The organism is Nocardioides daeguensis (genome assembly GCF_019192965.1).
Classification (GTDB): Bacteria; Actinomycetota; Actinomycetes; order Propionibacteriales; family Nocardioidaceae; genus Nocardioides; species Nocardioides daeguensis.
In genome coordinates, this window is the sequence record NZ_JAHTKU010000008.1 from 222,670 (window position 1) to 243,938 (window position 21,269).

22 protein-coding genes and 1 tRNA gene are annotated in these 21,269 nt (G+C 72.0%); 2 read left to right on the forward strand and 21 right to left on the reverse strand.

All coding sequences use genetic code 11. The features are described 5' to 3' along the window. Nucleotide 1 precedes the first annotated feature (1 nt). From ruvB to thrS, 17 genes are all read right to left on the reverse strand, one after another. A complete protein-coding gene (gene ruvB, locus KU893_RS07090) occupies nt 2–1,081 on the reverse strand; it encodes a Holliday junction branch migration DNA helicase RuvB (protein ID WP_218233645.1) in 1,080 nt (359 codons plus the stop codon). Nucleotides 1,082–1,098: 17 nt separating this feature from the next. Further along, the gene (ruvA, locus tag KU893_RS07095; protein WP_218233646.1) at nt 1,099–1,692 is read right to left on the reverse strand and encodes a Holliday junction branch migration protein RuvA; all 594 of its coding nucleotides are present in this window, start codon (nt 1,690–1,692) and stop codon (nt 1,099–1,101) included. Next, nucleotides 1,689–2,237: a crossover junction endodeoxyribonuclease RuvC gene (gene ruvC, locus KU893_RS07100; RefSeq protein WP_218233647.1), complete on the reverse strand. Its 549-nt coding sequence runs from the start codon at nt 2,235–2,237 to the stop codon at nt 1,689–1,691. Before ruvC ends, ruvA begins: the two co-directional genes overlap by 4 nt. A 96-nt stretch (nt 2,238–2,333) precedes the next feature. Next, nucleotides 2,334–3,101 carry a YebC/PmpR family DNA-binding transcriptional regulator gene (locus KU893_RS07105; RefSeq protein ID WP_218233648.1) on the reverse strand — a complete coding sequence of 256 codons (768 nt, stop codon included), beginning with the start codon at nt 3,099–3,101 and terminating at the stop codon, nt 2,334–2,336. 14 nt (nt 3,102–3,115) lie between these two features. After that, entirely contained in the window at nt 3,116–3,976 is an 861-nt protein-coding gene (locus tag KU893_RS07110) for an acyltransferase family protein (RefSeq protein WP_218233649.1), read from the reverse strand. A 67-nt stretch (nt 3,977–4,043) separates the two neighbouring features. After that, nucleotides 4,044–4,616 (reverse strand): pyridoxal 5'-phosphate synthase glutaminase subunit PdxT, encoded by a 573-nt coding sequence (gene pdxT / locus KU893_RS07115; RefSeq protein WP_218233650.1) that lies wholly within the window; start codon nt 4,614–4,616, stop codon nt 4,044–4,046. A gap of 23 nt (nt 4,617–4,639) precedes the next feature. Continuing rightward, a complete protein-coding gene (locus tag KU893_RS07120) occupies nt 4,640–5,608 on the reverse strand; it encodes a signal peptidase I (RefSeq protein WP_218233651.1) in 969 nt (322 codons plus the stop codon). Further along, on the reverse strand, nt 5,605–6,270 hold the full coding sequence (locus KU893_RS07125) for a SipW-dependent-type signal peptide-containing protein (RefSeq protein WP_218233652.1): 666 nt from the start codon (nt 6,268–6,270) through the stop codon (nt 5,605–5,607). The genes KU893_RS07120 and KU893_RS07125 overlap by 4 nt, the downstream gene beginning before the upstream one ends. After that, the gene (locus KU893_RS07130) at nt 6,263–6,901 is read right to left on the reverse strand and encodes an LPXTG cell wall anchor domain-containing protein (protein WP_218233653.1); all 639 of its coding nucleotides are present in this window, start codon (nt 6,899–6,901) and stop codon (nt 6,263–6,265) included. The genes KU893_RS07125 and KU893_RS07130 overlap by 8 nt, the downstream gene beginning before the upstream one ends. Further along, nucleotides 6,898–7,428, reverse strand: coding sequence for a signal peptidase I (locus KU893_RS07135; RefSeq protein ID WP_218233654.1), 531 nt, complete (start codon nt 7,426–7,428; stop codon nt 6,898–6,900). Before KU893_RS07135 ends, KU893_RS07130 begins: the two co-directional genes overlap by 4 nt. Nucleotides 7,429–7,460: 32 nt before the next feature. Beyond that, entirely contained in the window at nt 7,461–8,000 is a 540-nt protein-coding gene (locus KU893_RS07140) for an alternate-type signal peptide domain-containing protein (protein ID WP_218233655.1), read from the reverse strand. A 268-nt stretch (nt 8,001–8,268) separates the two neighbouring features. Beyond that, on the reverse strand, nt 8,269–9,162 hold the full coding sequence (gene pdxS / locus KU893_RS07145) for a pyridoxal 5'-phosphate synthase lyase subunit PdxS (protein WP_218233656.1): 894 nt from the start codon (nt 9,160–9,162) through the stop codon (nt 8,269–8,271). A 63-nt stretch (nt 9,163–9,225) separates the two neighbouring features. Further along, entirely contained in the window at nt 9,226–9,867 is a 642-nt protein-coding gene (pgsA, locus tag KU893_RS07150; protein ID WP_218233657.1) for a phosphatidylinositol phosphate synthase, read from the reverse strand. Between the two features lie 36 nt (nt 9,868–9,903). Beyond that, nucleotides 9,904–10,455, reverse strand: coding sequence for an HIT family protein (locus tag KU893_RS07155; protein ID WP_218233658.1), 552 nt, complete (start codon nt 10,453–10,455; stop codon nt 9,904–9,906). Beyond that, nucleotides 10,452–11,210, reverse strand: coding sequence for a TetR/AcrR family transcriptional regulator (locus KU893_RS07160; protein WP_218233659.1), 759 nt, complete (start codon nt 11,208–11,210; stop codon nt 10,452–10,454). The genes KU893_RS07155 and KU893_RS07160 overlap by 4 nt, the downstream gene beginning before the upstream one ends. Before the next feature lie 40 nt (nt 11,211–11,250). Then, nucleotides 11,251–12,246 (reverse strand): glycoside hydrolase family 25 domain-containing protein, encoded by a 996-nt coding sequence (locus KU893_RS07165; RefSeq protein WP_218233660.1) that lies wholly within the window; start codon nt 12,244–12,246, stop codon nt 11,251–11,253. 3 nt (nt 12,247–12,249) lie between these two features. Beyond that, a complete protein-coding gene (gene thrS, locus KU893_RS07170; RefSeq protein ID WP_218233661.1) occupies nt 12,250–14,232 on the reverse strand; it encodes a threonine--tRNA ligase in 1,983 nt (660 codons plus the stop codon). A gap of 151 nt (nt 14,233–14,383) precedes the next feature. Between thrS and KU893_RS07175 the strand changes: the two genes are divergently transcribed. Beyond that, nucleotides 14,384–14,935 carry a Dps family protein gene (locus tag KU893_RS07175; protein ID WP_218233662.1) on the forward strand — a complete coding sequence of 184 codons (552 nt, stop codon included), beginning with the start codon at nt 14,384–14,386 and terminating at the stop codon, nt 14,933–14,935. A 14-nt stretch (nt 14,936–14,949) separates the two neighbouring features. Here KU893_RS07175 and KU893_RS07180 read toward each other — a convergent pair whose 3' ends face one another. The 4 genes from KU893_RS07180 to KU893_RS07195 all read right to left on the reverse strand — a co-directional run bounded on the left by KU893_RS07180 (nt 14,950) and on the right by KU893_RS07195 (nt 20,001). After that, nucleotides 14,950–15,222: an excalibur calcium-binding domain-containing protein gene (locus KU893_RS07180; RefSeq protein ID WP_218233663.1), complete on the reverse strand. Its 273-nt coding sequence runs from the start codon at nt 15,220–15,222 to the stop codon at nt 14,950–14,952. Nucleotides 15,223–15,288: 66 nt separating this feature from the next. After that, the gene (locus tag KU893_RS07185; RefSeq protein WP_218233664.1) at nt 15,289–17,907 is read right to left on the reverse strand and encodes a PKD domain-containing protein; all 2,619 of its coding nucleotides are present in this window, start codon (nt 17,905–17,907) and stop codon (nt 15,289–15,291) included. A gap of 114 nt (nt 17,908–18,021) precedes the next feature. Next, nucleotides 18,022–18,093, reverse strand: a tRNA-Val gene (locus KU893_RS07190). 81 nt (nt 18,094–18,174) lie between these two features. Continuing rightward, nucleotides 18,175–20,001 (reverse strand): flavin-containing monooxygenase, encoded by a 1,827-nt coding sequence (locus KU893_RS07195; protein WP_218233665.1) that lies wholly within the window; start codon nt 19,999–20,001, stop codon nt 18,175–18,177. A 93-nt stretch (nt 20,002–20,094) separates the two neighbouring features. Between KU893_RS07195 and KU893_RS07200 the strand changes: the two genes are divergently transcribed. Beyond that, a complete protein-coding gene (locus KU893_RS07200; RefSeq protein WP_218233666.1) occupies nt 20,095–21,264 on the forward strand; it encodes a GAF domain-containing protein in 1,170 nt (389 codons plus the stop codon). The last annotated feature ends 5 nt before the right edge of the window (nt 21,265–21,269 follow it).

Sequence of the window (21,269 nt, forward strand, 5' to 3'; positions counted from 1 at the left end):
GTCAGTCCTCGAAGAGGGTCGGCCCGCTCTCGTCGTACGGCAGGGCGGGTGGAGTGAGCCCGAGGTGCACCCAGGCGGCGGCGGTCGCGATCCGGCCGCGCGGGGTGCGGGCGAGGAAGCCGTTGCGGACCAGGAAGGGTTCGGCAACCTCCTCCACGGTCTCGCGCTCCTCGCCGACGGCGACCGCCAGCGTGGAGACGCCGACCGGCCCCCCGCCGAAGCGGCGGCACAGCGCGTCGAGGACGGCGCGGTCGAGCCGGTCGAGGCCGAGCTCGTCGACCTCGTACAGGTCGAGTGCGGCCTCCGCGACGGGACGGGTGACGACGCCGTCGGCGCGGACCTGGGCGTAGTCGCGGACCCGGCGCAGCAGCCGGTTGGCGATACGCGGCGTGCCGCGCGAGCGGCCGGCGATCTCGGCGGAGCCGTCGGGGGCCAGGTCGACGCCGAGCAGGTCGGCGGAGCGGCGCACGATCCGGTCGAGCTCGCCGGGCTCGTAGAACTCGAGATGGGCGGTGAAGCCGAACCGGTCGCGCAGCGGGCCGGGCAGCAGGCCGGCGCGGGTGGTGGCCCCGACCAGGGTGAACGGCGGCAGCTCCAGCGGGATCGCGGTCGCGCCGGGACCCTTGCCGATGACGACGTCGACCCGGAAGTCCTCCATGGCGAGGTACAGCATCTCCTCGGCAGGGCGCGACATCCGGTGGATCTCGTCGACGAAGAGGACCTCGCCCTCGTTGAGGCCGGAGAGGATCGCCGCCAGGTCGCCGGCGTGGGTGATCGCCGGGCCGCTGGTGATCCGCAGCGGGGCGTTCATCTCGTGGGAGATGATCATCGCCAGCGTGGTCTTGCCCAGGCCCGGGGGCCCGGAGAGCAGCACGTGGTCCGGCGCCCGCCCCCGCTGCCGGGCGGCCTCGAGGACCAGGCCGAGCTGGTCGCGGACGCGGGACTGCCCGACCACCTCGTCGAGGCTGCGCGGGCGCAGGGCGGCCTCGACCGCGCGCTCGTCGCCCTCCGCCTCGGCGGCGGTCAGCGAGCGGAGGTGGAAGTCCTCCGCCGCCTCCAGGTCGTCCTCGTGGAAGGGCATGCCTCAGCCTCTCAGCCTCACGCCTTGGACAGGGAACGCAGGGCCGCCCGCAGCAGAGCACGTACGTCGGGGGCCGCACCCGCCTCGCCGGCGACCGCCTCGACCGCCTTGTCGGCGTCCTTGGCGTTGTAGCCGAGGCCGACCAGGCCCTGGTGGACCTGGTCGCGCCAGGCCGTGTCGGCGACGGAGCCGGGCGCCGACGTGCCGGATGCGACGCCGATGCGGTCCTTGAGCTCGAGGATGATGCGCTGCGCGCCCTTCTGGCCGATGCCGGGCACCTTGGTCAGGGTGCGGACGTCGTCGGACGCGATCGCGTTGCGCACGCCGTCGGGCGAGAGCACCGCGACGATGGCCTGGGCGAGCTTCGGACCGACGCCGGAGGCGGTCTGGACGAGCTCGAAGACCGTCTTCTCCTCCTCGTCGGCGAAGCCGTAGAGGGTCAGCGAGTCCTCGCGGACGATCATGCTGGTGGGCAGCGTGGCCGTGGCACCGGTGCGCAGCTGGGCGAGGGTGCCGGGGGTGCACATCAGCTCGAGGCCGACTCCCCCGACCTCGACGACGGCGCTGTTCAGGGTGAGGGCGGCGACGTGGCCGCGGACGAACGCGATCATCGCGTCCTCCTTCCTGCGGCGGCCAGGGCCGCGTCGATGCGCGCCTGGGAGCCGCCGCGCCAGATGTGGGTGATCGCCAGCGCCAGGGCGTCGGCGGCGTCGGCCGGCTTGGGGACCGCGTCGAGGCGCAGGATGCGCGCGACCATCGAGCCGACCTGCGTCTTGTCGGCGCGGCCGTTGCCGGAGACCGCGGCCTTGACCTCGCTGGGGGTGTGCAGCGCCACGGGCAGCCCGCGGCGGGCCGCGCAGACCATCGCGATGCCGGCGGCCTGGGCGGTGCCCATGATCGTGCTGACGTCGGAGCGGGCGAAGACCCGCTCGATGGCGACGGCGTCGGGGCGGTACTCGTCGAGGCGGGCGTCGATGCCCTTCTCGATGGTGACCAGCCGCTCGGGGACACTCAGCTGGGCCGACGTGCGCACGACGCTCACGTCGACCAGCGTCAGCGGCCGGCCGAGCGAGCCCTCGACCACGCCGAGGCCGCAGCGGGTCAGCCCCGGGTCGATCCCGAGCACGCGCACGTCATCCACCTTCCGCCCGAACATGTGTTCGGACCCAAGGTAGACGAGACCGGCGTGCCCCGGGGGTGGGACACGCCGGTCTCGTGACGCTCGGCGACGACTTGCTCGCCGCGTGGGTCGTCAGTCCTCGATCTGGTCGAGGACCTCGTCGGGGATGTCGGCGTTGGAGAAGACGTTCTGCACGTCGTCGAGGTCGTCCACGGCGTCGACGAGCTTGAACACCTTGCCCGCGGCGGCCGGGTCGGCGACCGGGATGTCCATCGTGGCGACGAACTGCACCTCGGCGGAGTCGTAGTCGATGCTTGCGTCCTGCAGGGCGGTGCGGACAGCGACGACGTCGGTGGCCTCGGACTGGACCTCGAAGCTGTCGCCGAGGTCGTTGACCTCCTCGGCGCCGGCGTCGAGGGTGGCCTCGAGCAGGTCGTCCTCGGAGACGACCTTGCCGTCCTGCTCCTTGGCGACGACGACCACGCCCTTGCGGGTGAACAGGCGCGAGACCGAGCCCGGGTCGGCCATGGTGCCGCCGTTGCGGGTGACCGCGGTGCGGACCTCCATCGCGGCCCGGTTGCGGTTGTCGGTGAGGCACTCGACGAGAAGCGCGACGCCCTGCGGGCCGTAGACCTCGTACATGATCGTCTCGTAGTCGACGCCGCCACCCTCGAGACCGCCACCGCGCTTGACCGCGGAGTCGATGTTCTTGTTGGGCACCGACTGCTTCTTCGCCTTCTGGATGGCGTCGAACAGCGTCGGGTTGCCGGAGGGGTCGGGGCCACCCATCTTCGCGGCGATCTCGATGTTCTTGATCAGCTTCGCGAAGAGCTTGCCGCGCTTGGCGTCGATCGCGGCCTTCTTGTGCTTCGTGGTTGCCCACTTGGAGTGGCCAGACATCAGTCCCTCTGTCTCTAGGTGCGCGCCGGCGCCGCCTGCGGCGCCGCCGCACCGATGTGCTCGGTGACGGCCGTGGATTCTACCCGGGGCCACACGAACAGCGCGTCCACCCAGCGGTGACGGCGCAGGTGCACGAGCAGCGCCCCCACCGCCAGCGGTACGGCGACCGCGAGCGGCACCGCCAGGCGCGGGTCGTGCAGGCCGGCGCGGTGGACCAGGCGGACGGCGTACACCATGACGACGAGGTGGCAGGCGTAGTAGACGACCGAGTGCCGCCCGACCGAGGCGAGCGCGCCCCAGCGGGTCCGGGCCGCCAGCGCCGCCACCGCTGCCGGGACCCGCGGCCCGACCACCCGACCGAGCAGGTCACCGACGAGGAACCAGCCGGCCAGGGTGACGAAGCGGTGCAGGTCGGTCGACTCGATGGAGCCGCCGAGGAGCACGAGCGCCGGCCCCGCGACGCTGCGCAGCCAGGGCGGCAGCGGCGTGGCGAGCAGGTGGTAGCAGAACAGGAAGGCGAGGAACCACAGGTAGCCGGCCGGGTTGTAGACGGCGAGCCGGGCGAGGTCGGGTGGCAGCGGCTGGCCGGCGACCAGCCGGTCGGCCACGACGTGGGTGAGGTCGAGGGTGGCCCAGACGGCATACGGCCACAGCACGGCCCGCAGCTTGCCGACGACGTGGCGGCGTGCGCCCTTGGCCAGCGAGCGTGCAAGGAGCATCCCGGAGAGTCCCATCAGCAGCGGCATCCGCGCGCGCGCCAGCTCCTGGTTGGTCTCCGAGAGCCATGGCAGCGGTCCGGCGGTCAGCTCGGCATGGAACAGGACCACGGCGACGACACACAGTCCGCGCGTCCCGTCGACCCACTGCTGGCGCACCCGCCGACCATCGCCTGCCGGGGCGTCACCGGGGCGACGGCGGCGAGAACGCCGGCTGAACTCGGGGTCAGCCCACCAGGTCGAGGAAGCAGCGGTGCACCCGGCCGTCCCCGTCGACCTCCGGGTGGAAGGAGGTCGCCATCAGGTGCCCCTGGCGTACGGCGACCGGGTGGCCCTGCGCCTCGGCGAGCACCTCGACGTCGGGGCCGGTGCGCTCGACCCAGGGTGCGCGGATGAAGACGGCGTGCACGGGGTCGGGCAGACCGACGAACGGCAGGTCGTCCTCGAACGAGTCGACCTGGCGGCCGAACGCGTTGCGCCGCACCGTCACGTCGAGCCCACCGAGGGTCTCCTGGTCGTGGGTGCCGCCCACGATCCGGTCGGCGAGCAGGATCATCCCGGCGCAGGTGCCGAAGGTCGGCATGCCGTCCTTGATCCGCTCCCGCAGCGGCTCGAGCAGCTCGAAGGCGCGGGCCAACTTCGCCATCGTGGTCGACTCCCCGCCGGGCAGCACCAGCCCGTCGCAGCGGGCGAGCTCGGCCGGACGGCGGACCGGGAACGCCTCGGCGCCGAGGGCGGTCAGGACCGCGAGGTGTTCACGCACGTCGCCCTGCAGGGCGAAGACTCCGACGGCCGCCACGGCGCCAACCCTAAGGCCTCGGCTCAGGCGGGCCCGCACCGGACGCTGAGTCCGACCAGCAGGTTGACGCTGTGGACCCGGGACACGGTGGCGGTCGCGGCGACCCAGCTGGACGTCTGCGTGAGCCGCGAGCGGATCGTGACATCGAAGTCCACATTGCCGAGGGTCAAGCTGAGCAGCGCCGCGGTGATGTCCAGGGTCACCGACGAGTTCGCCGGCCCGGCCGGCGTGATCGTCCCGGTGGCGACGACGGCGCCGGTGCTGACCCGGGTGGCCGTGTAGGCGTACTCGTAGCGGGTGTCGACGTGGGACCAGGTCAACTCCGAGTAGCCGAGCAGCCCGAGGATGCCGCCCTCGTTGCTGCAGACGGGTGCCGCCTGGGAGATCACGGTGTGGGCGGTGAGCGTGCCGCTGCTGGTCGGCGCGGTGTCGGTGAAGGCCGCTGCGGTGCCGGTGGTCGAGGCCACCACGACCGCGACCGCGACCGGCGCCGCCATCAGAGCCGTCGCGCGCCGCTTGCCGCCCTGCGGCCGGCGCTTGAAGATCACCGCGAGCAGGCCGAGCACCACGCCACCCAGCAGGAACAACCCCAGGGGGCTGCCGAGCCACGCGACGGCGTACCCCAGCAGGGGCACGGACCAGAACAGCCGGTCGGTGCGGCCGACCTGGTAGGTCTCGGTGTCGGGCGTGCCGTTGGCGTCGCCCTGCAGGGTCAGCGACCGGGTCTCCCCCGTGCCGGCGATGTCGACGATCCGGTGGGTGACCCGCGTGCGGTCCGAGGTCAGCACCGACACCACGTCGCCCACGGCAAGGTCGGTGGCCGGTACCGGCCGCGAGAAGCCCAGGGCGCCCGCGGGGATGTCCGGCCCCATCGAGCCGGAGCGGAAGACCAGCGGGTTGACCCCGGCGACCACCCCGCCGATCGCGACCAGCACACAGAGCGACCCCACGATCGCACCGAGGCTCAGCAGCAGGCTGCGCAGGCGACTCATGACGTCACCTGGGTCGCGGCGAGGTCCAGCCGGATCTGTCCCTGCTTGCCCTGGTTGGAGTTGTCGGCGGTCGAGACCATGCTCACCAGCACGCACAGTTGGGCGTCGGTCACGCCCTTGTCGAGGCGTCGGGTGTTGGGGATCACTGTCGTGTCGCCGGTCGTGACCGTCGCCGCGGCGGCGAGCTGCGTCCCGCTGCAGGTCTGCTGGATCGGGTATGTCGTGTCGGTGGTCACCGGCGACCCGGCGAAGACCTGCACGGTGATGGGGGTGTCGACGAAGCCCCAGGCGGGCGAGGCTCCCTGCGTGGCCGTGGCGCCATAGGTGAAGTCGGCGGCGCCCACGTTGCGCACGGCGAGGGGGAACGCGTAGGCCTCCGACGGGGTCAGGTCGCTGATGGTGATGTGGGAGGCGCTGTAGGCGGTATCGGTGCCCACGGCGCCCCACGGTCCGGCGGTGGTCTGGGCGACCTGCAGGTCCATGCTGCCCGAGGTGATGGTCGAGCCCGTGACCGTCGCCGTGTCGGTCCAGTACGCCGAGGTGCCGACCGCGCCGAACGCAAGGAGGATCCCGAGCGAGAGCAGCGCCCTGGTCCGGCCCCGGCCGAGCCAGGAGCGCCAGGCCGAGCGGCGGTGCCGGGCGCGGGCGACGTCGCTAGCCATGACGCAGCCCTCCTCCCCGACGGCCGGCGACGAGGGCGACCCCGCTACCGACCATCGCCGCGCCGAGCACGATCAGCCACAGCTCGGCCTCGCTCCCGGTCGCCGGCAGGGCGTCATGATCGTCGTCGCGCTCGCCGGCGACGTCGGGGGCCTCGCGCAGGTTCACGACCAGCGCGAACCCCGCCCGCTCGGACATCGAAGCGTTCGGAGAGGCCCAGCGGAAGTCGATCCGGACGTCCACGCGGACCCGTTCCCGTTGGGCGAGCGCGTCCTCGATGAGACCGGTGGCGTCCGCGCCGCCCGGCAACTCCGCCCAGGGCCCGTCGTCGACCCGGAGCGCCAGCTCGACGTCCTCGTCGCTGAGGAGCCCCCCGTTGTCGGTGGTGATGTCGACGCGCAGCAGGGCCTCGGACGGCCCGTTGTTGCGCACCCAGAACGACCGCACCTCGCGGTCCCCCGGCACCCACCTGAAGCCGGGATCGAACAGCGGTTGGCGCAGCCGGTCGCTCCAGGTGCGGCCGTCGCTGCTCACCTGCACCGCGTCGACGTCCGTGCCCCGGTCAGCGCGGGCGGGACCGACCGGACCGACGACGAGGAGCACGGCCCCGAGCAGGGCGGCGATGCGCATCATGGGACGAGCTCCTCCTTCCGGCGGGAACGGCCCAGCAGGGCGCTGGCGAACATGTAGGCCGCGTAGGCCGACAGGGCGCCGGCCACGAGGTAGACGCCCATCTGACGTTGCCGGCCGGTCAACAGGTTGTTGAGGTGACCGAGGTACGGGACGACGTACCAGGCGCGTCCCTTGATCTGGACCGGGCGGACCCACGCCTGGTCGGGCGCGTCGTTCGCGTCGCCCTGGGTCCGGAAGATCGGCTCACCGTCGGGGGTGTTGGACACCGCCACGACGCGGTGCGTGGCGACGGGCGCCTTCCCGGACTCGAGCTGGAAGGTGATGATGTCCCCCAGCCCGATCTCGCTCGCCGGCTGCGGCCGCACGACCACCAGCGTGCCCGGCGGCAGATCCGGCGTCATCGAGCTGGTCAGGACCGTGTACGGCGTCGCGCCGGCCAGCCTCGGGATCAGCACCGTCACCGACAGCACGGCGCACACCCCGAGGATCACCAGCCACGCGGCGACGCGGCCCAGCCAGCCGGCCATGGGCGCCCCCGATCTGCAGACCCGAGCGGCGATCAGTTGGCGTCGTTCAGGTGGTCCTGGGTGGCCACCACGGTGATGTCGCCGAGCGCGGCGGTCAGCCCGGCCGCCACATTGGAGTCGTTGTCCTCGATGCCGTAGGGCCAGGTGACCGTGATCGCCACAGCCAGGGGCTGACCGTCCGTCACCGCCACGTTGTCGGCCGTGCCGCCGCCGACCGTCGCGGTGGCGCTGAGCTCGTCGATCAGGTCCTGATCGCCCGTCACGTCGGTCGGGACCGTCACGTCGAGGTCGATCTGGTCGAGGTGCTCGCCGGCGATGTCGACGACGACATTGCAGTTCTTGGTCAGGGTGTCGCCCGGGATCAGCAGCTGGCTGCCGTCGTACACGCTGTCATCGTCGAGCAGCCACGATGCCGTGGTACAGGACGAGGCGTCGAGCTTCAGGTGGCCGCTGGCGATGTCGGTCCCCTCGACGGTCGCCGTGTCCGTCCAGAAGGCGAGCGTGCCGGCGCCGCCCATCAGCAGTACGGCGGCAGCGCCCGCGGCGAGTGCACCTTTGGCGGTCTTGTTCATAGCGACGTCCCTCCACGATCCCCTAGATCACGGCCGACCAGCGGCAACCCGACGGCTCGGCCTCACCCCTCCTGGGGCGAAATCGAGACTACGCTTCGGCGGCCCGACCAGGGCCCCTGCGGGACCAAGGGCCCGGCCAGAGCAGGGAAGTGGGGAATTAGGACCCCCTCGCGACGGCACCATAGTCCCTTCGGACCACGCCGGTCGACACGTCCGGTGCTACTGGTGCGGCGTCCGCCGCACCAGCGCCCGGGATACCGAGCTCAGCTCACCAGCCACGCTCGGCGAGCCGGTGGCCCACCGGGAGCTCGTCGACGTTGATGCCGACCATCGCCTCGCCCAGCCCGCGGGAGACCTTCGCGACCACGTCGGGGTCGTCGTGGAAGGTCGTCGCCTTCACGATCGCCTCGGCCCGCTGGGCCGGGTTGCCGGACTTGAAGATGCCCGAGCCGACGAACACGCCCTCGGCACCGAGCTGCATCATCATCGCGGCGTCGGCCGGCGTGGCGATGCCGCCCGCGGTGAACAGCACCACCGGCAGCTTGCCGGTGCGCGCGACCTCGACCACCAGGTCGTACGGCGCCTGGAGCTCCTTGGCGGCGACGTACAGCTCGTCCTCGGCCAGCGAGCCCAGCCGGCGGATCTCGGCGCGGATGGTGCGCATGTGGGTGACCGCGTTGGACACGTCGCCCGTGCCCGCCTCGCCCTTGGAGCGGATCATGGCCGCGCCCTCGGTGATCCGGCGCAGCGCCTCACCGAGGTTGGTCGCACCGCAGACGAAGGGAACCGTGAAGGCCCACTTGTCGATGTGGTTGGCGTAGTCGGCCGGGGTCAGCACCTCGGACTCGTCGATGTAGTCGACGCCCAGCGACTGCAGCACCTGCGCCTCGGCGAAGTGGCCGATCCGGGCCTTGGCCATCACCGGGATCGAGACGGCCTCGATGATGCCGTCGATCATGTCGGGGTCGCTCATCCGCGACACGCCGCCCTGGGCACGGATGTCCGCGGGGACCCGCTCCAGCGCCATGACGGCGACCGCGCCGGCGTCCTCGGCGATCTTCGCCTGCTCCGGGGTCACCACGTCCATGATGACGCCACCCTTGAGCATCTCGGCCATGCCGCGCTTGACCCGAGTGGTGCCGTGCTCCTGCTGCTCGCTCATGTGCTCAATCGTACGGCGGGACCCGCCGCGTTCCGACCCCGGGGATGTCCCGCGGACGGTCCCTCAGGAATCCGCCGGATCGACCGGCGCGGCGAGCGCCTGCCGGCGTACCTTCAGCACCCGGAAGACCACCGTGTAGGTGCTGGCGAGGGCCAGGGCCCAGAGCGTCACGAACATCAGGATCGGCAGGTCGAGCAGCGCCCCGAGGCCGGTCATCACGAGGATCGAGACCAGCCGGTCGGCACGCTCGGCGAGCCCGCCCTTGGCGTCCATGCCGAGGGACTCGGCGCGGGCCCGGGCGTAGGAGGTGACCGAGCCCATGACCAGGCACCAGAGGGTGACGCAGAGGTAGAGGTAGCTGTCCCCCTGGTCCTTGCCGGTGCCGGCGAAGTAGAGCGCGAGGCCACCGAAGATCGCGCCGTCGCCGATCCGGTCGAGGGTCGAGTCCCAGAAGGCACCGAACTTCGAGACCTGGCCGGTCTCGCGAGCCATCCGGCCGTCGATGAGGTCGCTGAACACGAATGCCGTGATGAACAGGACGCCGATCAGCAGCTCGCCCTGCGGGAAGAAGATCAGGGCGCCCGCGCTGACGCCGAGGGTGCCGACCAGGGTCACCGCGTCGGGGCTGATGCCCAGCCGGATGAAGAGCCGCACCACGGGGTGCAGCACGGTCCCGGCCCAGAACTCCTTGAAGCGATCCAACACGGGTCAGGAACCTACTCGATGGTCACTTCGGGGGCCCTATTGCCAGGCCGCCGCGAGCAGGTCGCGGGTCTCCCCCAGCAGCTGCGGCAGGGTCTTGGTGCCGCCGATCACGGTCATGAAGTTCGCGTCGCCGGACCAACGCGGCACGACGTGCTGGTGCAGGTGCCCGGACAGCGAGCCGCCGGCGGCGCCGCCGAGGTTGAGTCCCACGTTGAAGGCGTGCGGCTGGGAGACCGCGCGGATCGCGCGCAGCGCCGCCTTGGTCAGCGCGGTCACCTCGTCGGTCTCCTCGTCGTCGAGGTCGAGGTAGTCGGCGACGTGGCGGTAGGGCAGCACCATCAGGTGGCCCGGGTTGTAGGGGTAGAGGTTGAGCACGACGTACGCCGTCCGGCCCCGCACCACGACCAGCTCGTCGTCGGTGGAGGTGGCCGGGTCGGCGGTGATCCGGCAGAACGGGCAGGCAGGGCGCGGGTCCGCGTGGGCGGGCGCCGAGTCGCCGGTGTCCCCGGTGTCGCCGCGGACGTAGGCCATCCGGTGCGGGGTCCACAACCGGTCGAGCCCGTCGGGCCCGGTGACGGGCGGGTTCATGCGCCGCCCTCGGAGGCACCGGCCATGCGGGACGGATCCTCGGCCGGGCCGAGCGTCTGGAGCAGGTCGGCGACGGGGAGGTCGGGGAGGTTGAGTCCGCGCGCGAGCGCCATGCCGTTGATCTGCAGCCAGATCGACTCCGACAGGATCGCGATGCAGGCCTCGATCCCCGGCTCGCGCCGATCGCGCTCGAGCCACCGCCGGACCGCGGCGAAGACCGCGCCGATCATGCCGAAGACCCACGGGTCCAGGCCCGCGCGGTCGTCGTCGCTGAGCTCGACGCCGAGCGCCGCGACCACGATCGCCATGATCCCCTCGATGCCCTCGGCGACCTGCTCGACCGCCCGGCTCAGCGGGCTCGGGCCCCAGCCGGCGAGGTCGCGCTCGGCGAACCAGTACAGCGTCGGGTGCGCCTCGGCCCAGCGCACGAAGCTGCCGACCATGCGGTGGATGATCTGGTCCGGCGTGCCGTCGTAGGACAGGGCGGGGAGCAGCTCGACCCCGAGCTGGTCGCAGATCGCCCGCTGCACGGCGCGGTCGAGGTCGGAGCGGTCCTCGAAGTGGCGGTAGATGACGGTGCGGCTCATGCCGGCCTCGTCGGCCACGGCCTGGACCTGGAACTCCTCCCCCGGCGCCTGATGCTCGAGCACGGCGACCGCGGCGTCGATGATCACCTGGCGGCGCACCTGGTTGTGCTCCTGCCAGCGCCGCCGACGCCCGTCGAGCTGCTCGGTCTCCGCACCGTCCGAGGTCATGGGGAAACCCTCTCACGCCGTCCCACGGGGTCGCGTCCGGTCACGAGAACCGGTGGAACCAGCGGCCGAGGTCGGCCGCGATCCCCGGGCAGGTCAGGTTCAGGTCGCGTTGTCCCTCCACCCACTGCCCCATGACGGCCGTCCCGCCCTGGATGGACCAGTCGGGGCCGCACCGGTTGAGCGCCTCCGCCCGCGAGGTCTGTCCAGCGGCTCGCCACTCGGGCACGCCGCCGAGGCTCAGGTTCCCGACGACGCGGCGGTACAGGCTGGGCGTGGAGTAGACGCCGATCGCGAAGCCGGCGTCGGAGTAGCCCCGGGCCACGCCCTCGATGACGGCGGCGTTGGCCTGCAGGTCGGCGCTCCAGTCGAAGTTCGGCACCGGCTCGACGTCGATCCACACGATCGGGCTGACCACGCCGACCTGGCCCATGGTGCCGATGTTGTAGCGCGCCTGCTGGTAGCCGACGTTGCGCAGCCGCCCGAGCCGGTCGGTGGCCTCGTACGGACCGTCTGCACCGTACTCCTGCAGGGTCTGCTTGCTGGGGAAGCTGGAGACGGCGTAGACGGAGACGAGGACGTCGTTGGCCTTGGCCCACGCGACCTGGTCGGCCAGGCACGGGTTGGGGGTGAAGCCGGGGCCGTTGGTGAGGCCGAGGACGACGTACTCGGCCTCGGGCAGGGGCATCGGCAGCCCCTTGCCCTGCTTCTCCGGGATGCCGGTTCCGGGCGGGCACTGGGGCCAGCTCACGTCGCCGCCGAGCACCTCCCCGTCCCGGGGCGCGATGTCGCTGGTCGGCCCCCGGCTCGCCCCGCGGGCGGCCTGCTCGGCCAGCTTGGCGAGGTCGCTCGCGTCGGCGCCGGGGTCACCCGCGTCACCGCCGGGCGCGCCGTCGACCGCCGTGTCGGTGGCGGTCGGCGTACTGACCGGCGGGAGCGGCGGGGCGCCCGAGGGCGTGGACCCGCCGCAGCCGGTGAGGACCGCGGCCAGCGCCGCGGCGACGCAGGCGAGCGCCGCCCGGCGACCGCCGGCCTCCATCGCTCAGACCTGCTCGCGCGACTCGACCGCGGCGACCACGCGGGCGACGGCCTCGTCGATCGGGACGCCGTTGTCCTGGCGCCCGTCGCGGTAGCGGAAGCTGACCGCGCCCTTCTCGACGTCCTCACCACCGGCGATGAGCATGAACGGGATCTTCTGCAGCTGCGCGTTGCGGATCTTCTTCTGGAACCGGTCGTCGGACTCGTCGACCTCGACCCGGATCCCCCGTGCCTTGAGCTGGCTGGTGACCTCGTAGAGGTAGTCGGTGAACGCGTCGGCCACGGGGATGCCGACGACCTGCACCGGGGCCAGCCACGGAGGGAAGGCGCCGGCGTAGTGCTCGACGAGCACCCCGAGGAAGCGCTCGATCGAGCCGAACTTCGCCGAGTGGATCATCACCGGCTGCTGCTTGGAGCCGTCGGAGGCGGTGTACTCCAGGCCGAACCGCGCCGGCTGGTTGAAGTCGTACTGGACCGTGCCCATCTGCCAGGTGCGGCCGATGGCGTCCTTGGCCTGGACCGAGATCTTCGGGCCGTAGAACGCCGCGCCGCCCGGGTCGGGGACGAGCTCGAGGCCGGACTCAGTGGCGACCTGCTCGAGGATCGCGGTCGCCGTCGCCCAGTCCTCGTCGCTGCCGATGAACTTGTCGGCCTTGGCGTCGTCGCGCGTCGACAGCTCGAGGTAGAAGTCGTCGAGGCCGAAGTCGCGCAGCACGCTGAGCATGAAGTTCAGCAGGTGCTTGACCTCGTCGGGCGCCTGCTCGGGGGTGCAGTAGGAGTGCGAGTCGTCCTGGGCGAAGCCGCGCACGCGGGTGAGGCCGTGGATGACGCCGGACTTCTCGTAGCGGTAGACGCTGCCGAACTCGAACAGGCGCAGCGGCAGCTCGCGGTAGGAGCGCCCGCGGCTGCTGAAGATCAGGTTGTGCATCGGGCAGTTCATCGCCTTCAGCTGGTAGTTCGCGCCCTCGAACTCCATCGGCGGGAACATCGTGTCTGCGTAGTGCGGCAGGTGGCCCGAGGTGTGGAACAGCCCGTCCTTGGAGATGTGCGGCGTGCCGACGTACGAGAAGCCCTCCTCGATGTGGCGCCGGCGGACATAGTCCTCCATCTCCCGCTTGATCACGCCGCCCTTGGGGTGGAAGACCGGCAGGCCGGAGCCGATCTCGTCGGGGAACGAGAACAGGTCGAGCTCGCGACCGAGCTTGCGGTGGTCGCGGCGCTCAGCCTCCTCGAGGCGGTGCAGGTGGGCGTCGAGCTCGTCCTTGCTCGGCCACGCGGTGCCGTAGATGCGCTGGAGCTGCTTGTTCTTCTCGTCGCCGCGCCAGTAGGCCGCCGCGCTCCGCATCAGCTTGAACGCGGGGATCCGCTTGGTGGTCGGCAGGTGCGGCCCCCGGCAGAGGTCCTTCCACGCGACCTCGCCCTTGCGGTTGAGGTTGTCGTAGATCGTCAGCTCGCCCGCGCCGACCTCGGCGGACGCGCCTTCCGCGGCGTCCGCGGCCGAGCCCTTGAGACCGATCAGCTCGATCTTGTAGGGCTCGTCGGCGAGCTCGACCAGCGCGTCCTCGTCGGTGGTGACCCGGCGCTCGAAGCGCTGGTTCTCCTTGATGATCTTGCGCATCGCCGTCTCGAGCTTGACCAGGTCCTCGGGCACGAACGGGGTCTCGACGTCGAAGTCGTAGTAGAAGCCGTCCTGGATCGGCGGGCCGATGCCGAGCTTGGCGTCGGGGAACACCTGCTGCACGGCCTGCGCCAGCACGTGGGCGGTGGAGTGCCGCAGGATGTCGAGGCCGTCGGGGCTGCCGATCAGGACGCCCTCCACCTCGTCGCCGTCGACCAGCGGGTAGGAGAGGTCCTTGAGCTGGCCGCCGACGCGGGCGGCGATCACGTCGGCGTCGTCGCGGAACAGCTCCCAGGCCTTGGTGCCCTCCGTGACCGTCTCCTCCTGGCGCGCGTCAGGACTGAGTACGGCGACCTTGATGTCGGGCACGGAAGGACTCCCTCGAGTGGTTCACGGGTGGCGGCGCGACCGGACGGCGCACCGGTCACGATCGTACCGAGCCGGCTGGGGGTCCCGCGCGGCAGTTCGACGCCCCGCCGCCCGACCGTCTGAACGCTCGTCGATCGCGTACCTCAGGACCATGGCATCCACCCCCACCCTGCACTTCACCACGCCCGGTCTCGACGAGAAGGCGGCCGCGCGCGTCGTCGAACTCCTGCAGAGCCGTCTGGACGCGTGCACCGACCTCCACCTGACGCTCAAGCACGTGCACTGGAACGTCGTCGGGCCGCATTTCATCGCCGTCCACGAGATGATCGACCCTCAGGTCGACACGGTCCGTGGCTTCGCCGATGCGCTCGCCGAACGGGTCGCGACCCTCGGCGGCTCGCCCCAGGGAACTCCCGGTGGCCTGGTCGAGCGCCGGGCCTGGGACGACTACGGCATCGGCCGCGGCACCACCCAGCAGCACCTCGCCGCGCTCGACATCGTCTACCAGGGCGTGATCTCGACGTACCGCGACGGGATCAAGGAGCTGGACGACCTGGACCTGGTCACCCAGGACATGTTCATCGCGCAGACCGAGCAGCTCGAGCTGTTCCACTGGTTCGTCCGCGCGCACCTCGAGGACACGGGCGGTCGGTTGAGCACCGCCGGCGACACCACGGAGCAGGCCGCCGCCGCCGACGCTTGACCCGCACGTCGGGCTCAGGCCTTCTCGCAGGCGATCCCGTCCTTGTCACGGTCGCTCTTGGCATTGGCCTTGTAGAGCTTGGCGTTGCGCGTGAAGTCGGTGACCTTCGTGCCCGAGGTCTTGTCCACCGCGCCGGGCTTGCCGACGCCGTGCGGGTAGGCCTTGTTGAGGGCCGTGCAGTTCCGGTAGGTCTTCGGACCGGCCGCGTCGGCGGGCCCGGCCAGCGCGAGCGAGGCGGGCGCCAGCAGCGCGGCGGCGAGGACGGCGGCAATTCGACGGCTGTTCATGGCGCTGGAGCGTACGTCGGCGACCGCGTGCTGTCCGGAGAACGCGGCAGGTCAGGACCGCCTCGGTCACCCCGGTTGCAGCACCACGGTGATCGTCGCGGCCCGGCTGGCGGCGTCGGTGGAGGCGGTCAGCGCGGGCGCCGTCCCCTCGGCAGCCGGTCCGCCGCCGTCGGCCAGCAGGGCGTCGATGTGCCCACCGCTGGTGCCGATCGTCTCGTCGCGCACCGCCACGGCGGCAGGCGGCAGCCAGTCGGTGGTCGAGGACGACTTGTCGGCCCAGTACGACACCACCCAGCGCCCCGCGCCGGAGACGGCGACGGCGGACGTCGGGTGAGTGAGGGTGCTGGCCGCGTCGCTGCGCGTCGCGACGAGCGCGACCGGCGTCGTGCGCGAGGCACCGGCGTACGCCGCCAGCTGGAGCGCGGTCTTGGCGTACCCGCCGAGCTGGACACTCACCCGCGAGCCGGCGTCGGCGGCGGTGGCGACCCGCTGCCAGAGCAGGGTCCGCTCGGAGCCGGTGACGAAGTCGGCCAGCTCGGTCCACCCGGCGGGCGGGGTGATCGCGACCGTGGTGACGTTGAGCGTCGCGTAGAGCAGCAGCGCGTCGCCGTCGCGTACGGCGGCCGGGACCGTCACGGCCGGGGCGGTGGTGTTGGCGTTGATCCGCGCGAGGGCCCGGAACCCGATCGGGGTGCTGTCACCGACGCTCACCGCGTGGGTGACGGTCGCGGTCTGGCCGGCGGAGTCGGTCACGACCAGCGTGACGTCGTAGGTGCCCGGGGCGGCGTAGGTCCGGTCGGCGACGGTGCCGGTCGCGCTGCCGCCGTCGCCGAACGACCACTGCAGCGAGGCGAGCGGGCCGTCCGGGTCGGAGGAGCCGGACCCGTCGAAGGTGCAGGTGAGGGCGCTGCAGGCGGAGGTGAAGGCCGCGGTCGGCGGCCGGTCCTGCTGCTGCGGCACCGTGTAGGCGAGGTGCAGCACCGGCGCCGTGGCGCCGTCGTGCGACGACGCTCGCCGCTCGCCGGTCCCGGTCAGCACGAAGGCGAGCGCGTTGCCCTGCCGCCAGCCGGCGCGGTCGACGACCTCCTGGACGACGCTGCGCAGGTCCGGGGTGCGCTGGGCGCTGCCGCGCTGGCCGGCGGTCCAGGCCGGCGGGCTCCAGGCGACCTGGGCCGTGGTCCGCGGCCGCGAGGACACGGTCGTCGAGGAGGTGGTGAAGGTCGGGGTGTCGTCGGCGTCGATCCCCCGCACCTGTACCGAGGCGGCAGCGCTGTTCGAACCGCTGGCCGCGAACTGGATCCACGCCTCGGTGAGCGTCGCACCCGCCGGCACCGCGAGGTCGTCGAACCGGATGCCGATCGTCTGCGACGTCGTCCCCGCCTGGGGGATGTTGAGCGTCGAGCCCAGCCAGTCGGTGTAGCCGGTCGGGCGCTGCTCGACGTCGTCGAACGCCTTGGCCACCGGGGTGTCGAGCGGGCGCGGCGCTCCGGGAGCGACGGCGGTGATCGTGACGTCGTCCGAGCCCGACAGCTCGCCGTCCGAGGCCGTCGCGCGCAGCACGTAGCTGCCGGGCGTCGAGAAGGTGGCGGTGGTCTGCGGCTGGGTCGGCGTCGAGAAGGCGACGGCGGCTGGCCCGGAGACCCGGGCCCACTGCACGGTTGCCGGCGCCGGGACCCCGTCGTCGCGGACTGCAGCGCTCAGGTCGATGGGGGTACCGACCTCGACCGGCGCGTCCCGGCCGGCGTCGACCACCGGCGCGAGGTTGCCGACCGGCGGCAGGTCGGCCCTCAGCTCGTAGAGCCGGCCGTCGTTCTCGTTGGCGTTGCTGTCGTTGTCGACACCTCGGTCGACCACGTAGAAGTCGTACCGGTTCGGGTCGTTGCTCGCCGGCGCCACCGCGATGCCCGCCGCGAACCGCTGGTTGGTGACGGCGATGTCGATCTGGTCGACCAGGACCAGGTCGCGGTTGAGCTCGTAGATCCGGTCGGAGGTGCTGTCGACGACCACGAGCGTCCCGCGGCCGGGGTGGTAGCCGATGCCCTCGGGGTCCTCGGCGCCGTACCGCTGCACGTCGAACTCGGTCGCGGTGTCGTCCCCCGTCGGGGCGACCCCGTCGAAGACGCCGTTGGGACCGGGCGAGACGCGGTGCACGTCGTTGTCGGCGCCGTCGAGGACGAAGAGCTCGCCGGTCGGCGGGAAGTAGGTCACGTCCTCGGGGTCGGTGCTGCCGAACGCGGCGGTGCTGAACTGGGTGTGGACGTCGTCGCCCGTGCCGTAGCGCCCGTCGGCGCCCGCGGTGATCTCGTGCACCCGGAACTGGTCGTCGTCGGAGACGTAGACGTGACCGTTGGCCGGGTTGCTCGCGATGCCCGCGGCCTCGTGGCTGTACGCGGCCGTCGTTCCGCGGTCCACGATCGTCCCGGTCCGGGTCGTCTCCAGGATGTTCGAGCCCTGGAACACCGGCGTCTCGTCGACCTCCGAGTCGGCGAGCAACAGGTGGTCGCGGCCGGGCAGGTAGGTGATGCCGGCCGGGTCGGGCAGCGGCGTCGACCACGCCGCCGTCGAGATGTCCTGCACCAGGCTCGCCACCACCGTGGGGGCGGCGGCAGCGGCGGGAGGCGCGGCAGGGATGAGGGCGAGGCTCGTCGCGCCCAGCACGACGGCAACCGCGGCGGGGAGCTTCATGGTCTCGACCGTAGGAACGGGAAGGAGCCGCGCGCATCCCCCGATTCGGGGCAGTTCGCGCCGGGAAATGCACGAGAGCCGCACTCGGTGAGTGCGGCTCTGGTGGATCTCCGGTGGGCGATACTGGGTTCGAACCAGTGACCTCTTCGGTGTGAACGAAGCGCGCTACCACTGCGCCAATCGCCCGGGGCGGACCCGAAGGAACCGCGGTGCGAGACTCTAGCCCATCACGCGACCGCGGTTCACATCGGGGACACCCCCAGGGTCTCAGCCGAGGTGGTGGACCTCCTGCAGCCGGTGCACCGGGGTGTCGATGCCGGCGTGCCGGGCCTTGAGCTGCAGGGCCAGGTAGAGCGAGTAGTGACGCGACTGGTGCAGGTTGCCGCCGTGGAACCAGAGGTTCTCCTGCTGGGTCGGCTTCCACATGTTGCGCTGCTCGCCCTCCCACGGCCCGGGGTCCTTGGTCGTGTCGGAGCCGAGGCCCCAGACCTTGCCGACCTTGTCCGCGACCTCCTGGCTGATCAGGTCGGCCGCCCAGCCGTTCATCGAGCCGTAGCCGGTGGCGTAGACGACCAGGTCGGCGGGCAGCTCCGTGCCGTCCTCGAGCACGACCGACGTCTCGTTCAGCCGCTCGACCTGGCCGTGGGCCAGCTTCACGTCACCGTTCGCCACCAGCTCGGCGGCACCGACGTCGATGTAGTAGCCGGAGCCGCGGCGCAGGTACTTCATGAACAGACCGGACCCGTCGTCGCCCCAGTCGAGGTCGAAGCCGGCAGCCGCCATCCGGTCGTAGAAGTCCTGGTCGCGCTCCCGCATCTGGTCGTAGAGCGGGATCTGGAACTCGTGCATGATCTTGTAGGGCAGCGAGGCGAAGATCAGGTCGGCCTTCTCCGTGGTCACCCCCGCCTCGAGCGCCCGCTCGGAGTAGAGGTCGCCGAGGCCGATGTCCATCAGGGTGTCGCTCTTGACGATGTGCGTCGACGAGCGCTGGACCATGGTCACGTCGGCCCCGGTCTCCCACAGCGCGCCGCAGATGTCGAAGGCCGAGTTGTTGCTGCCGATCACGACGACCTTCTTGCCGGCGTACGCGTCGGGTCCGGGGTGCTGCGAAGAGTGGTGCTGCTCGCCCTGGAAGACGTCGGCACCCGGGTAGGCCGGGATGTTCGGCTTGCCCGACATGCCGGTCGCCATCACCAGGTGGGTGGGCTTGAGGACGAGCGGCTTGCCCTCGCGCTCGAGGTGGACGGTCCACTCCCCCGCGGCCTCGTCGTACGACGCCTGGGTGGCGACGGTGCTCGACCAGTACGGCACCTCCATCACCCGCGTGTAGAACTCCAGCCAGTCGCCGACCTTGTCCTTGGGCGCGAACACCGGCCAGTTCTCGGGGAACTTCAGGTAGGGCAGGTGGTCGTACCAGACCGGGTCGTGCAGGCACAGGGACTTGTAGCGGTTGCGCCACTGGTCGCCGGGCCGCGGGTGCTTGTCGATGACGAGGGACGGTACGCCGAGCTGGCGCAGCCGCGCGCCGAGGGCGATGCCGCCCTGGCCACCGCCCACGACGAGGACGTACGGCTGGGTGTCGACGCCGAGCGCGGCGTCCTCGGCCTGGCGCTTCTCCAGCCAGGTCACCCGCTCCTTCGTGGCACCGTGCTCGGCGCCCATCGGGCGTCGTACGCCCTTGGGCTCCTCGTGCCCCTTGAGCTCGTAGAGGCTGGTGAGGAAGGTCCACGCCTTCGGGCCGTCGCCGGCGTCGACCAACCGCACCAGGCCGCGGCCGCGGCCGACCGAGGTCTCGAACTCGAACCAGGCGGTGGTGACGCCGTCGGCCGTGGCGGCCGGCTCGCTCAGCCGGAAGCCGTGCGGGGCGACCCGGTCGAGGGTGTTGGTGAGCAGGTCGGCGACGCCGTCGGGGTTCTCGACGGTGGTGAGGTTCCAGGAGAAGGCGATCAGGTCGCGCCAGAAGCTGGTGGCGGCGAACAGTCCGGCGGCGCGGTCGATGTCGCGGGCGGCGAGGGCGTCCTCGAAGGCCGCGAACCAGGCGGTGGCGGGGTCGGTGTCGGCCGTGGTGACGGGCCGGTCGTCAAGCTGGGTCATGGCGAGAAGCAGACCCCCGGACGTCGTTCACCGGGAACCGTTGCACGTTGTTGCATGTGGCCCCGATCACATCGCACCGCCTACGGTGGTCGCATGGCCACGCACGACCTCGCGATGCGGGCCCGCGACCTGGTCCGGATCCACGACGCGGTGCTCTCCGGGTCGGCGCCGCCCGAGCGGCCGCGGGCCGTCGTCGCGCGCTCGTGGACCCGCGTCCTGAGCCTGGGCATCGACCCCGACGGCCGCAACGGCCGTGACCCGCTGCCGCCCGCGGAGGTCGAGGAGCGTCGTCGCGCGTCGCGGCTCTCGCTCGTCATCGACGAGATCCGCGAGCTGCTGCTCAGCGCGGCCGACGCGTCGAGCTACCTCGTCGTCGTGGCCGATGCCGAGGGCGTGGTGCTGTGGCGCAGCGGGTCGCCGCGGGTGAAGCGTCAGGCCGACGGGCTCGGCTTCACCGACGGTGCGACCTGGACCGAGGCGGCGGTCGGCACCAACGCGATCGGCACCGCGCTCGCGGAGGCCACCCCGGTGCAGCTCTTCTCGGCCGAGCACTTCGAGAACGCACAGGTGCCCTGGTACTGCACGGCCTCGCCCATCCACGACCCGATCGACGGCTCACTGCTCGGCATCGTCGACGTGAGCGGTCCCGCGCTCACCCTGCACCCGGCGATCGAGGCGCTGGTGACGGCGTCGGTCCGCCTCGCCGAGGCCCGGCTGTGGCGCCACCACGAGGAGCGCCTCGACCAGCTCCGGCGTACGGCGGAGCCGCTGCTCTGCAGCGCCAACGGGCCGCTGCTCGTCGTCGACGACCACGGCTGGGTCGCGGCCCACCAGGGGGTCGCCGTCCGCGACCGGGTGGAGGCACCGCAGGCCGACCGCGCGCTCGCCGTCCCCGGCCTCGGGCTGTGCCTGCCCGAACGCCTTCGCGGCGGCTGGCTGATCCGCCCCTCCGCGTCGACGCACGTGCTCACCGCGGTACTCGACCTGGCCTCGTCACCCGCCACCCTCGAGGTGCGCGGCGGCGACTCACCGTGGCGGGTGGCGCTCACGCCCCGGCACGCCGAGCTGCTCGCGGCCATCGCCGCCGCCGGTCCCGGCGGGGTGTCGGCAGGTCAGCTCAGCCGAGCGCTGTACGGCGACGCCGAGCGCCAGGTGACGGTGCGCGCCGAGATCTCGCGGATGCGCCGCGCGCTCGGCGCGCTGCTGGCCACGAACCCCTACCGGATCGGCGACGGCGTGTCGCTGAGCGTGGTCGGCGGGTAGCCGCC